Source organism: Amycolatopsis sp. N2S4-7 (assembly GCF_058119595.1).
The window spans coordinates 8,212,015-8,225,288 of sequence record NZ_CP172299.1; the positions used below are offsets into that span (position 1 = coordinate 8,212,015).

The following is a 13,274-nucleotide window of genomic DNA, read 5'->3' on the forward strand; positions in this document are numbered from 1 at the left end:
GGCACTGTGGCCTACCAGAGAGCCCGGCTGCTCGCCGCCGCGGCATTGTCCGCCGTCGCACTGGCTTCGACGGCGTGCTCCGGCGACGCCGGCGACGACACGAACATCGCCCTGCGCATGACGGTCTGGACGACGGACAAGAACCAGCTCGCCCTCTTCGACTCCATCGCCGCCGAGTACCGCAAGGCCCACCCCGAGGTCGCGTCGGTCAAGTTCGACGTCGTCCCGGGGGACACCAGCGCCTATTCGGCCGCGTTGACCACCCAGCTGTCCGGCGGCAACCCGCCCGACCTGGCGTGGATCCTCGAACGCGACGCCCCGGACTTCGTGCAGTCCGGCGCGCTGGCGAACCTCAAGCCCACCCTGGACGCCGCCGCCGGTTACAACGCCGGGGAACTGGTCCCGTCCGCGACGAAGCTGTGGACCAAGGGTGACGGCCTGTACGCCTACCCGTTCTCGACCTCGCCGTTCGGCATGTTCTACAACAAGAACCTGCTCACCCAGGCCGGGATCACGGAGACGCCGGATCAGCTGCTCGCGAGCGGACGCTGGACCTGGGACGCCGCCAAGCAGATCGCCGCCCAGGTCGCCGCGCGCGACACCGGCAAGGCCGGCCTGGTCATCCGCGAGTTCGAGTACAAGCAGTGGGTGCTGCTCGCCTCGGTCTGGCGCGGCTTCGGCGCCGACGCGTGGGGCCCGGACGGCAAGACGTGCGGCTTCACCTCGCCGGAGATGACGTCTGCGATGACGTTCCTGCACCAGGCGATCTTCACCGACAAGGCACTGCCCGGCCCGGGCACGACGGCCGACTTCTTCGCCGGGGAAAGCGGCCTGACCATCGCGCAGATCAGCCGCGCCGGGCTGCTCAAGGCGAAGCCGTTCGAATGGGGCATCGTCCCGCTGCCCGCCGGGCCGAAGGCGAACGCCCAGGTCATCGGGCAGGCCGGGATCGGCGTCCCGGTGAAGGGCAAGCACGCCAAGGCCGCCTCGGACTTCCTGGCGTTCTTCACCAACCCGGCCAACGCGGCGAAGCTCGGTCAGTACTTCCCGCCGGCCCGCGACAGCCTGCTCAACGCGGCCACCCTGGCCAAGGCGAACCCGCTGTTCAGCCAGGAGCAGCTGCAGAACGTCGTGGTGAACGGCATCAAGACCGGCGCCGTCCTGCCGTCGCACACCGGCAGCGCGCGGATCGCGTCGCTCGTCCAGTCCGCTTTGGACCCCATGTGGAAGCCGGACGCGAACGTGCCCGCCGCCCTCGCCGGGGTCTGCCAGGCCATCGACCCCGCGCTGAACCCATGACGTGGACGTCGAGGAAGCGCGAAGAGCTGGCGGGGTGGCTCTTCATCGCCCCGCAGGCGCTGGGCTTCCTCGCCTTGGTGGCCGCGCCACTGGCCGCGGTGGTGTGGTACAGCTTCCAGGACGTCAACCTGCTGGCCGGGACGTCGTCGTTCGCGGGCGCGGACAACTACGCGAAGCTCCTGGACGACCCGGTCGCGCCGAAGGTCGCGCGGGCGACGGCGATCTTCTGCGTCGGCCTGGTCGTGCTGAACCTGGCTTTGGCCCTGTCACTGGCGTTGCTGCTCAACCTCAAGCTGCGCGGCACCACCGTGTTCCGCACGGTCTTCTTCTCGCCGGTGGTGATCACGCTCGTTGCCTGGACGATCGTGTGGAACTTCCTCCTGCAGGACAACGGCGGGATCAACGCGCTGCTGCAGACCGTCGGCGTCGACGGCCCGAACTGGCTGCGCGGCAACGGCACGGCGATGCTGTCGGTGATCGTCGTGCAGGTGCTGAAGAACGTCGGGCTCAACATGGTGCTGTTCCTGGCCGCGCTCCAGGGCATTCCGCAGTCCATTGTGGAAGCGTCCCAGCTGGACGGCGCCGGACCCTGGCGGCGGTTCCGCTCGGTGATCCTGCCGATGATCAGCCCGACGACGCTGCTCACCGCGATCATCACGGTCGCCGGCGCCCTGCAGGTGTTCGCCCAGATCCAGGTGCTGACCCTCGGCGGCCCCGCCGACAGCACCAACGTGCTGGTGTTCTACTTCTACCAGCAGGCCTTCGCCAACCACGACCTCGGCTACGGCGCCGCGCTGGCCGTCGTGCTGTTCCTCGTCATCCTCGTGCTCACGCTGCTGCAGTGGCGGATGCGGAAGCGGTGGGTGTTCCATGAGTCGTAGGGCGAAGATCGCCTGCTACGCGGTGATGGTCGTGCTGGCCGTGCCGTTCGTGTTCCCGACCTGGTGGATGATCACGGCGTCGCTGCTGCCGGCCAACGAGGTGCTCGCGTACCCGCCGAAGCTGTTCCCGGACCAGCCCCAGTGGGAGAACTACCGGACGGCGTTCACCGACTTCCCGCTGGCGGAGCAGTACTTCAACAGCCTCTACATCGCGGTGCTCGTCACCGTCGGCACGATGTTCTCCTCCTCGCTCGCCGGGTACGCCTTCGCCCGCATCCGGTTCCGCGGCGAGAAGTTCTTCGGGCTGATCCTCGTCGGGCTGATGGTGCCGAGCGAGGTCACGATCATCCCGCTGTTCCGGGTGGTCGACGACCTCGGGCTGACCAACACGCACTGGCCGCTGATCGTCGTCCCGATCTTCGGCGCGCCGAGCGTGCTGGCGACCTTCGTGATGCGGCAGTTCTTCATCACGATCCCCGGTGAGCTGGAGGAGGCGGGCCGGCTCGACGGCCTCTCGCGGTTCGGGCTCTACCGGCGCGTGGCCCTGCCGATCGCGAAACCCGCACTGGCGGCGGTCGCCATCTTCACCTTCCTCAACACGTGGAACTTCTTCCTGGAACCCCTGGTCTACCTGACCGACAAGAGCATGTTCACGCTGCCGGTGGCGCTGACGCAGTACGTCGACGTCTACGGCGGCCACCTCTGGAACGTCCAGCTCGCCGCCGCGACCACGACGGTCGTGCCGGTGCTGGTCGTGTTCGTCATCGCGCAGCGCCAGTTCGTCGAAGGGCTCGCCCAGAGCGGCCTCAAAGGCTAGGAGGCAGTCGTGATCGATCGCAGAACCTTCCTCGGCGGGGCCACCGCCGCCGCAGTGCTGGGGATCGCGGGAGCGGGGACGGCAGCGGCTGCCGTGCCGCCGCCGGGGACGGCGTCGGCCGCCGTGCCGCCGCCGGCGGGACCGTTCCCGCCGCTCGCCCCGCTCCCGGCCGGCGCCCCGAACCGGCGGCTCTTCTCACCGTTGGAGCAGCGCTTCGCGCCCTACCTCGCCGTTTTGCCGGGCATTGTCAACGATGTCAGCACCGATCCCGCCACGCTCGGGTTCTTCGGCGGCGGTTGGTGGCGGACGCCGAGCGAGCCGTACAACGCCCGCGTCCAGGAGCACGTCTACACCCTGAGCTGGTTCTACGCGAACCGGCGGCCGTGGAACCCGTACTACCTGGACCCCGCCCTGGGCAACCGCCTCGAAGCGGCGATCGCGCACTACCTGAACCTGCAGCACGCCGACGGCTCGTTCCCGGAGTACTCGATCACCGAGGAGTCCAAGGCCGCCACCGGGTTCGGCCTGGGCTACCTGGCGAAGACCCTCGCCAACCTGCGGCAGGTCGGCGCGCTGCCCGCCCGCCGGACCGAGCTCGAAGCCTCCCTGCGGCAGGGCATGACGTGGTTCCTCGACCCGGCCAACCCGATCTGGGCGCACCCGGTCGAGTACGCCAACCAGAACGCGTCCGGGCTTTCGTCGGCGCAGCTGGCGCTGGAACTGACCCCGGACGCGGCGCTGGGCGGGAAACTGCGCGACCGGATCGAGTTCCTCGCCGCGCACGGCCAGAGCCCGGCCGGGTTCTTCTACGAGCCGACCGGCATGGACGTCAACTACAACTTCGAGGTGATGCTCCCGGAGCTCGCCGAGATCTACGCGCTCACCCGCGACCGCACGGTTGTCGGCATGGCCCGGAAGTTCGCGGAGTGGTTCGGTTACAACGTGGTGCGGGAACCGGACGGCTCGGGCTCGCTGACCTACGTCGCGACGTCGAGCCGCACGCACGTGTCGTACTACGACGACGTGATCCCGGACCCGGACCGGACCAACCTCGGCTCGCTGTTCGTCCCGGAAGTCCCGGAGCTGGCGGCGTTCTTCACCACCCGCGAAGACCGCGCCGAAACGCGACGGCAGTGGGCGGCCACCCCGGGCCCGGCGATCGGGCCGGCCAAACAGGACACGTCCCCGCGCATCCTGGCCCACGTTTCCTACGGCGAGGCGTTCCCGTCGCACGGCGAGAAGCAGGCTTCGCTCCGGCAGCTGCCGTACCTGCGCTCGACCGACTTCGCCGTGCAGCGCCGGGACGACGGGCTGAACCAGACGTACGTCTACGTGCGGCGCCCGCAGCTCTACCTCGCCGGGTTCTGGGGCACGCGGCCGTCGAGCTACGTCCGGGGCGCGCAGGGCATGCTGTGGCACCCGCGGGCCGGCATGGTCGTGCACTCGCAGCAGGACGACACCCAGTGCTGGGCCAGCCTGCTGCCCAGCGGCAACCCGGACGCCCGCGGCACCCTCGACGCGGCCTTCTCGATCGGCGACCGCCCGTGGGACGGCAGCCGGAAGCTGCCCGGCTCCGCGCCGGTTGTCGTGCGGTACGGCCTCGACACGCGGATCCGGACGGACCTGACCATCACGCGGGACACCGTCACGCGGGCGGTCCGGGGCACGACCCCGCTCACCGAGCAGGTCCCGCTGGTCCTGCACCCGGGCGACGACGTGCGGTTCACCGACGGCACCCCGGTGACGCACGGCGCCGATGCCACGGCGACCGCGTCAGGGCTGACGATCCGCCGCGGCGGCACGACGATCACGATCGGCTGGGGTACCGCCCTCGCCGCCGAAGTGACCGCCACCGCCGTCACCTTCCTGCGCGACGGCGCCCGGCGGCTGCACGTCCTGCGGGTGCCGCACCCCGGCACCCTCACCACGACGATCCGCCTTCGGTAGCCGGACGGTGAACGTCGAGCCGGCGTCCACCGCGGACTCGACGGTCACCGTGCCGCCGTGGGCCTGCACGAGGTGGCGCACGATGGCGAGACCGAGCCCGCTGCCGCCGGTCTGACGGCTGCGGGACTTCTCGGCCCGCCAGAACCGGTCGAACACGTGGGGCAGGTCCGCGGCGGCGATCCCGGTGCCGGTGTCCGCCACGGCCAGCGTCACCTCGTCCACAGTGGACGACACGTGGATCGTCACCCGGCCACCGGGCGGGGTGTGCCGGACCGCGTTCGTCACGAGGTTGCCGACGACCTGGCGCAGGCGCACCGGGTCGGCGGTCAACCCCGTTTCGCCGAGGGCCTCGACGCTGAGCGTGACGCCGGCCGCGGCGGCCCGGTCGGCGTGCGCGGTGGCGACGTGGCCGGCCAGCTCGGCCGCGTCGAGGACCTCCGGGTGCAGGCGCAGCTGCCCGGCGTCGGCCGCCGCGAGGTCCTGCAGGTCGTCGACGATGTGCTGCAGCAGCACGGTTTCCTCGAGCAGGGACGCGCTCAGGGCCCGGTCGAACGGCAGGTGCCCGTCCTCGGCGGCCTCCAGCCGGCCGCGGATGACGTTGAGCGGGTTGCGCAGCTCGTGGGCGATGTCGCTGACCATCGCCTTGCGCTGCTCCTCGATGCGCTCCCGCCGCGCGGTGAGGTCGTTGAACGCGGCGGCGAGGTAACCGACCTCGTCGCGGGTCTTCACCGGCGCCGGGCGGTCCTGCTTCGCCGCCTCGGTCAGGGCGCGCAGCGGACGGGAGAGCCGCCGCGCGACCAGCACGGTGAGCAGGGCGGCCAGCACCAGCACGCCGCCGGTCACCGCGAGGATCCGGGTCAGGTTCTCCCGCGACAGCGTGAACGTCGGCAGCTGCGACCCGCCCGGGCCGAGGGTGAACAGCAGCGCGGGCGGCGCGACGTACGGCGTGAGCTGCTCGCGGCGGGCCGAGGCGATGCAGCCCTGGCTGGGGCCCTGGTCGGCGACGGCGAGCGCCTGGAAGTCGAGGCCCAGTTTCACCTGGCCCGCGCCCTGCGTCTCCAGGCAGCGGTTCACGACCTCGTTGAGGGCGTCGAGCGCGGCCTGCTCGGTCGGCGTCGGCGTGGCCAGTTCGTAGAGCCCGCACTTGGCCGCGAAGTAGCGGGCGGCCAGCGGGTCGAGCCCGGTCAGCTGCGGCCGTCCGCTCGCCGTGTCCCGCACCTGGCTCGGGAAGCCCACATCGGTGAGGCAGGCGGACGCCTTCCTGGCCAGCGCGGTGACGTCGTCGCGCTCCCGCGGCGGCAGCAGGAACGGGCCCGCCGCGCGCGGGTCGATGCCGCTGGTGCCGGCTTCGGGCAGCAGCACCGGGTCGACGTGCAGCGGATCGACCGACGCCGTCGCCTTCACCGGCAGGGTCACCGGCTCGCCGCCGGAGTCGCCGAGGACGCGGCGGTCGAGGGTGGTCAGCACGATCCGCCGCCCGGTCTGCTCCGACAGGGCCCGCAGCCGGGGGCCGACCTGGTCCCAGGTGTGGTTGACCGCGGCGTAGCCGAGCAGCTCGGTGTAGATCGTCGCGTCGCCGGAGAGCGCCTGGCCCTGCTCCTGCTGGATCGCGCGGGTCGTGGTCTGCACGGCGAGCCACGCGGTCGCGGCGATCGAGCCGAGCGCGATGAGCAGCGAGACGGCGGTGAGCCGGACGACGAGACTGCGCCGCCGGGGGAAGCTAGGTGTCATTTTCCGCCGTCAGCTTGTACCCGACGCCGAACACGGTCCGCAGGTAGACGGGGTGCTGCGGGTCCGGCTCGAGCTTCTTGCGCAGGTTGAGCACGTGGACGTCGATGATGCGGGTGCTGACGAACCGGTCGTCGCCGCGCGTGAGCTCCAGCAGCTGCCGGCGGGTGAACACCCGGCCCGGCTGCCGGATCAGCGTCTCCAGCAGCTGGAACTCGCCCGGGGTCGTCTCCACCGGCCGGCCGTCGACCGACACCTCGTGCCGCACCGGGTCGAGCCGCAGCCCGCCCGCGCGCAACGCCGTGTCGGGCGGCTCGCGCCGGGAGGCGGTCCGCCGCAGCAGCGTGCGGACCCGTGCCATCAGCTCGCGGGGGCTGTACGGCTTGGTCAGGTAGTCGTCCGCGCCGAGGTCGAGGCCGAGCAGCAGGTCGTCCTCGGTGGCGCGGGCGGTCAGCATCAGCACCGCGACGTCGGACTCGCCGCGCAGGATCCGGCAGACGTCGAGGCCGTCGACCTTCGGCATCATCACGTCCAGCACGAGCAGGTCGGGCCGGTCGCGGCGGGCCTCGTCGAGCGCCGCCCGGCCGTCCGGGGCCAGCACCACCGTGTGGCCTTCGCTTTCGAGGTAGAGCCGGAGGACCTCGGCCTGCTTCTCGTCGTCCTCGGCGACCAGTACACGTGCGCACACGGCGTCGACAGTAGGCGCCCTGACACGGTTCCCACCCCATCCTGACCGGATCTTCACACCTCGGGGCACGAGCCAGGTCTTTGTCAAAGTGTTGACCGCGGCCGCGGCGCGGGGAAAGGTCGGATGAAAGGGGACGGTCCAGCCTGGGAGGCACCGGTGCGGTTCAGGTTCTTGGCGGCGATGGTCGCGACGGCGGTGATCGGGGCGCCCTCTGTCTCTTCGGCGGCTCCGACAACGATGTCACCCCTGGTCGGCGACCCGGCGGCGTACGTCGATCCGCTGATCGGGACCGGCCGGGGCGGCAGCTCGGTGGGGGAGATCAACAACTTCCCGGGGCCGGCCGCACCGTTCGGGATGATGCAGTTCTCGCCGGACACCCAGGGCGCGTACGCCGGCTACCAGTACCACAGCGACCAGATCCGGGGCTTCAGCCTCGACCACGCTTCGGTCGGCTGCAACGCGTTCGGCGACGTGCCGATCCTGCCGGTCACCGGCGATGTCGGGGCGGCGCCGTGGAACCGCGTCGAGCACTTCACCCACGACGACGAGAAGGCCGAGCCGGGCTACTACGCCGTGACGCTGGCCGACTCGAACGTCCGCGCCGAGCTCACCGCGACGACCCGCACCGGGCTCGCCGCGTTCACCTTCCCGGCCGGCGCGACCGCGCAGGTGCTGGTCAAGGGCGGCGCCAGCCTCGCCGGGAACTCGAAGGCCGACCTGAAGATCACCGGTGACCGCGAAGTCAGCGGCTCGGCCACCACCGGCAACTTCTGCGGGAAGCCCAACAAGTACACGGTCTTCTACGCCATCACCTTCGACCGGCCGTTCACCGCGCACGGTACGTGGGACGGCTCTTCGGTGCAGCCGGGCGCCGACAGCGTCGACTCGCCCAAGGCGGGCGCGTACCTGACCTTCGGCGGCGAGAGCGTGGTGCACGCGAAGGTCTCGATGTCCTACGTGGGCGTCGACGGCGCGAAGGGCAACATGACCGCCGAGGTCCCGGGCTGGGACTTCGGCGCGGTCCGTCAGTCCACAAGGGACAGGTGGACGCAGGCGCTGGGCAAGATCCGGGTCGCGGGGCGCGATGCGGCGCAGCTCAAGACGTTCTACACGGCCCTGTACCACTCGCTGATGCACCCGAACACGTTCGACGACGCCGACGGGCGCTACATCGGCTTCGACGACCAGATCCGCACGTTGCCGCAGGGCCGGCACCAGTACGCGAACTTCTCCGACTGGGACACCTACCGCTCGCTCGCGCCACTGCACGCCATGCTCTTCCCGAAGGAAGCCAGCGATATGGCGCAGTCGCTGACCAACGACGCCGTGCAGGGCGGCTGGTGGCCGCGCTGGCCGATGGCGAACGACTACACCGGTCAGATGACCGGCGACAGCTCGGTCGCGCTGATCTCCACCCTCTACGCGTTCGGCGCCCGCGACTTCGACGTCAAGACGGCGCTGAAGTACCTGGTCAAGGGTGCGACATCGGTCGACGACACGCCCGGTGCGTACCAGGAACGCCGGGGCATCCAGGACTACGTCACGCGTGGGTACCTGCCGAACAACGACGCCTCGCGGGGCGACCACGCCCGCGTCGGCGCGTCGATCACCCTGGAGTGGGCGATCGACGACTTCGCCATCGCGCGGTTCGCGCAGGGCATCGGCGACCGCGACGTCGCCCGCGAGTTCACCAAACGCGGTCAGAACTGGCAGAACCTCTTCAACCCCTTGACGGGTTACCTCCAGCCGCGCGGGCAGGACGGCCGCTTCCCGGACGGGCCCGCGTACGTGCCGCCGCCGCCCGGCAAGTTCGGCCAGGACGGCTTCGACGAGGGCAACGCCGCGCAGTACACCTGGCTGGTGCCGCAGGACCCGGCCGGGCTGGTGACGGCGATGGGCGGGCCCGCCGCGGTTTCCCAGCGGCTGGACACCTTCTTCCAGAAGCTGAACGTCGGCCCGAACGAGCCGTACATGTGGGCGGGCAACGAACCCGACTTCGGCGTGCCGTGGCTGTACAACCACGTCGGGCAGCCGTGGAAGGCGCAGCAGGTCGTCCGCGAGATCGCGACGACGCTGTTCAGCGCCACCCCGGACGGCGAGCCGGGCAACGACGACCTCGGCGCGCAGTCGTCGTGGTACGTCTGGGCCGCGCTCGGCGTCTACCCGGCCACGCCGGGCACGTCCGACCTGGTCGTGCACAGCCCGCTGTTCGAACGCGCGGTACTGTCCCTGCCGAACGGGCGGGCTCTCGACATCCGCGCGCCGAAGGCCCCGGCGACGTACGTGCACGACCTCTCGCTCAACGGCCGGGACTGGGACCGCACGTCCCTGCCCGCGAACACCGCGCGGGACGGCGGCCGCCTGGACTTCTCGCTCGCGTCCACTCCGGACAAGCGCTGGGCGGCGGACTCGGCGCCACCGTCCTATCGCGACAACGAGAAGCCGTTCCTGGCGTCGGCGACCAACCAGGTCGTCGCCGAACCCGGCGGCACCGGGGAGTTCACGGTGAGCGGGCAGCGGCTCGGCGGGCACGACCGCGTGCTCGACGTGGCCACGCAGGCCCCGTCCGGGATCTCGGTGACCGGGCCGCGGCAGCTGCGGCTCGACGACCGGACGGGCAGTGGCACGGCGAAATTCACGGTTTCGGTGGCCGCCGGGACGCCCGAGGGCTACTACCAGGTCCCGGTGACCGTCCGCGGCGGCTCGACGTCGGTGCCCGGCTCGGTGATCGTGCTGGTCGCGCCCGAGGACGGGCTTGCGGCGGCGTACTCGAACGTCGGCATCTCCGACGACGGCGACGCCGGGTCGGCCGACATCGACGGCGCCGGGAACAGCCTGTCCCGGCAGGCCCTGGCCGCGGCGGGACTGGTGGGCGGTCAGACCTCGCAGGCGGTCGGCACGTCGTTCGTGTGGCCCGCCGCGCCGGCCGGGCGTCCGGACAACGTCGTCCCGGCCGGGCAGACGATCCGGCTGTCCGGGACGCGGCTGTCGTTCATCGGCACGGCGTCCAACGGCGACCACCAGGCGAAGGCCACGGTGACCTTCACCGACGGCACCACGGGCCAGGCCGACCTGTCGTTCGGCGACTGGGTGTTCCCCGGCGGCGGCACGGACCCGGTGTTCGGCACCACCCTGGTGGCGCGCACCGGCCACCGCAACCAGCCGGGCGGCCAGGGTGGTGGGGCGTCGGTGTACGCGACGACGCCGTTCGACGCCCCGGCCGGGAAGCGGATCGCCTCGGTGACCCTGCCGTCCGATCCGGACCTGCACGTCTTCGCGATCGGTCAGGCGTAGCGCCAGCGAAAGGCGTAGGCGTCCAAGGCGGCCGCCAACGCGTCCGACGGGGGCGCGCCGACGACGACCACGGGCTCGTCGCGCTCGAGCTCGACGGTGATCTCCACGCCGTCGAGCTCGAGCGCGGCGGCTTCGTCCTCGGCCACCCGGCGCAGGGCGTCCTGGCGCAGCGCCGGTTTGTACGGCTTGCCGACCGCCGTCAGCGGGATCTCGGCGACGACGTGGATCTCCTTCGGCACGGCCGCGCGTTCCGGCACGTGCCCGGCGGCCCAGTCCAGGAGCTCCGACGCGGCCGTCGCGGCGTGCAGCGTCACGTAGACCACCGGGACCTCGCCCGCGTGCCGGTCCGGCCGGCCCACCGCGGCCGCGCCGGACACGGCCGGGTGCGCCAGCAGCGCCTCCTCGATCACCGCCGGGTCGAGGTTGTGCCCGCCGCGGATGATCAGGTCCTTGGCGCGGCCGGCGAGCCGGACGAACCCCTCGGCGTCGACGCTGCCGAGGTCTCCGGTGTCGAGCCAGCCGCCGACGACCTTGCCCGCCGGGTCCGGTTCGCCGTCGCGCAGGTAGCCGGGGAAGACGTTGGGGCCGCGGATCACCAGCACCCCGGTCTCGCCGGGCGGCAGGTCGGTCCAGCCGTCGCCGTCGATCCGCACCGCCTTGATCTCCTGGTAGGGCATCCGCTGGCCGACCGTCCCGGGCCGGGGGACGCCGGGGAAGCCGCGCGCGGACGCGCAGGTGCCCTCGGTCAGGCCGTAGCCCTCGACCAGGTCGACGCCGGTGCGCTCGCGCCACTGGCGCCGCACCGCCGACGGCAGCGGGGCCGCGCCGACGATCGGGAAGCCGAGGCTCGAGATGTCGGCGTCGACCGGAACCCGCGCGAGCACGGCGTAGACCGTCGGCACGGCGGACATCGCGCCGATGCGGTACCGCTCGACGATGCGCCAGAACACCGGGTAGAGGCCGGGGTCGCGGTAGCCGAGCGGGCCCGCCCAGACGACGTGCTGCCCCTTGAACAGCGGGGCGATCGCGGTGACGAGCAGCGCGTTGACGTGGAACAGCGGCAGCGCGGCGAACAGCACGAGGCCGTCGCCGCCGGTGCAGGCGGCCAGCGTCCAGGCCATGCCGACCTCGCCGGCCTGGGTGTGTACGGCGATCTGCGGGGTGCCGGTGGAGCCGCCGGTGTGGAAGTAGCCCGCCAGGTCGCTCGCGCGCGGCGGCGCGGCGTGCAGCCGCGCCGGATCGGCCCGGCCGGCCCGTTCGGCGAGCTCGGCCAGCGGAAGCACCGGGCGGCCGAGTACCAGGTCGGAGTCGGCGGCGACGACGACCTTGGCGGCGGACGCCTCGAGCAGCTCCCGCACCTGGCCGGGCGCGAGGCCGGGGTTGACCGGCGCGGCGATGCCGACGGCCTGGGCCGCCAGCGTCGCCGCGAGGGCGTCCCCGCTGTTCGGGGCGAGCAGCGCGACGGCGTCCCGCCGCGTGACACCCAGGTCGGTGAGGACGTTGGCCATCCGGTGGACGCGGGCGAGCAGCTCGCCGAACGTCCAGGTCACCGGGTGCTCCCAGGCCTCGCCGGAGGGCAGCAGCGTCACAGCCGGGCGGTCGGCGAACCGGGTCCCGGCCTGCCGGAGGAGCTCGTAGGTGCTCTCCGGCAGGCCGCGGTCTTCCAGCGGGACGGCTTCGATGACGGCGAGGTCGCCGGGGCCGTCGTAGCGGGGCCAGGTCATCCGGGGGAGCCCACCGCGCAGACCTTGATCGGCGCGGCGTTCGCCGGGTCGAGGGCGTTGCGGACCAGATGCCAGACGTTGAGGTCGTAGGCCTCGCCGATGTGGCCGACCGGGTCGAACGGGCAGAAGTCCTGGACGTACTGGTTCTTCACGCCGGGCTCGCGGACGAACGACGTCTCGGTCGGCGTCACCAGCTCGTCGTAGCGCGAGGTGATGATCGTGTAGTCGATGCCGGGCTGGGCGACCGGGCCGGTGTTGAGCGCGACGATCGCGGCGCCGCCGTCCAGTTCGTCGGCGAAGATCGGCAGGCCGATCGTCTTCACGATGGTGTCCCACGTGGACTTGCCGAGCAGCTTGTAGGCCAGGGTCAGGAGGCCGGACGCGTTGGCGCCGTGCGTCGGCGGGGCGATGGCGACGACCTTGCCGAGCTCGCTCTGGATGCCCTGCATCTTGGCCAGGTAGAGCGACTGGAGGCCGCCTTCGGAGTGGCCGACGACGTCGACCTGGGCCGCGCCGGTGGCCGCGCGGACCTTTTCGACGTAGTCCTTGATCTCCAGCGAGGACTCCGCGACCGGCTTGAGCCCGCCGACGAAGGGGAACTGCGGGTAGGCGCCGTAGGTCAGGGAGAACGTGCAGTAGCCGCGGGCGGCCAGGTCGGCCTGGAGGAAGTTGAGGTCCTCGTAGTAGGTGGCGAAGGTGCCGTGGAGCAGCACGACGGGGTTCGGGTGCGCGGCGCTCGGGCGGCACGCGAAGTCGTTGTTGCCGCCGGCCGCCGCCTGGGCCGGTACCGCCGAGCCGAGGAGCAGCGTGCTCGCCAGGCCGATCGCGGCCAGCCATCGTTTCGTTCCCCGCGCCATTGCGAGTCCTTTCGTCTGGTTGCTCTGCACAGCATGCGC

Annotated in this window: 8 protein-coding genes; 4 read left to right on the plus strand and 4 right to left on the minus strand. The window is 71.8% G+C overall.

Translation table 11 applies throughout. The annotated features are described in order from the left end of the window. The first annotated feature begins 6 nt into the window (after window positions 1–6). Genes ACH54P_RS39110 through ACH54P_RS39120 form a run of 3 tightly spaced genes read left to right on the plus strand, consistent with a single transcriptional unit; the run spans window position 7 to window position 2,997 of the window. A complete protein-coding gene (locus ACH54P_RS39110; protein ID WP_489908310.1) occupies window positions 7–1,299 on the plus strand; it encodes an ABC transporter substrate-binding protein in 1,293 nt (430 codons plus the stop codon). Next, window positions 1,296–2,180, plus strand: a complete 885-nt coding sequence (locus ACH54P_RS39115; protein ID WP_489908311.1) for a carbohydrate ABC transporter permease — start codon at window positions 1,296–1,298, stop codon at window positions 2,178–2,180. Before ACH54P_RS39110 ends, ACH54P_RS39115 begins: the two co-directional genes overlap by 4 nt. Continuing rightward, window positions 2,170–2,997: a carbohydrate ABC transporter permease gene (locus tag ACH54P_RS39120; RefSeq protein ID WP_489908312.1), complete on the plus strand. Its 828-nt coding sequence runs from the start codon at window positions 2,170–2,172 to the stop codon at window positions 2,995–2,997. Before ACH54P_RS39115 ends, ACH54P_RS39120 begins: the two co-directional genes overlap by 11 nt. A 1,773-nt stretch (window positions 2,998–4,770) precedes the next feature. Here the strand turns inward: ACH54P_RS39120 and ACH54P_RS39125 are convergent. Both ACH54P_RS39125 and ACH54P_RS39130 read right to left on the minus strand, forming a co-directional pair. Then, entirely contained in the window at window positions 4,771–6,675 is a 1,905-nt protein-coding gene (locus tag ACH54P_RS39125) for a sensor histidine kinase (protein ID WP_489908313.1), read from the minus strand. Next, window positions 6,665–7,360 (minus strand): response regulator transcription factor, encoded by a 696-nt coding sequence (locus ACH54P_RS39130; RefSeq protein ID WP_489908314.1) that lies wholly within the window; start codon window positions 7,358–7,360, stop codon window positions 6,665–6,667. The genes ACH54P_RS39125 and ACH54P_RS39130 overlap by 11 nt, the downstream gene beginning before the upstream one ends. Before the next feature lie 156 nt (window positions 7,361–7,516). Here ACH54P_RS39130 and ACH54P_RS39135 point away from each other — a divergent pair, with 156 nt between their 5' ends. Beyond that, entirely contained in the window at window positions 7,517–10,654 is a 3,138-nt protein-coding gene (locus ACH54P_RS39135; protein WP_489908315.1) for a GH92 family glycosyl hydrolase, read from the plus strand. On the opposite strand, the gene ACH54P_RS39140 is transcribed toward ACH54P_RS39135, so the two are convergent. Together ACH54P_RS39140 and ACH54P_RS39145 are read right to left on the minus strand one after the other, a co-directional pair. Then, window positions 10,645–12,378 (minus strand): AMP-binding protein, encoded by a 1,734-nt coding sequence (locus ACH54P_RS39140; protein WP_489908316.1) that lies wholly within the window; start codon window positions 12,376–12,378, stop codon window positions 10,645–10,647. The genes ACH54P_RS39135 and ACH54P_RS39140 overlap by 10 nt on opposite strands. Beyond that, on the minus strand, window positions 12,375–13,235 hold the full coding sequence (locus ACH54P_RS39145) for an esterase/lipase family protein (RefSeq protein ID WP_489908317.1): 861 nt from the start codon (window positions 13,233–13,235) through the stop codon (window positions 12,375–12,377). Before ACH54P_RS39145 ends, ACH54P_RS39140 begins: the two co-directional genes overlap by 4 nt. Window positions 13,236–13,274: the final 39 nt, after the last annotated feature.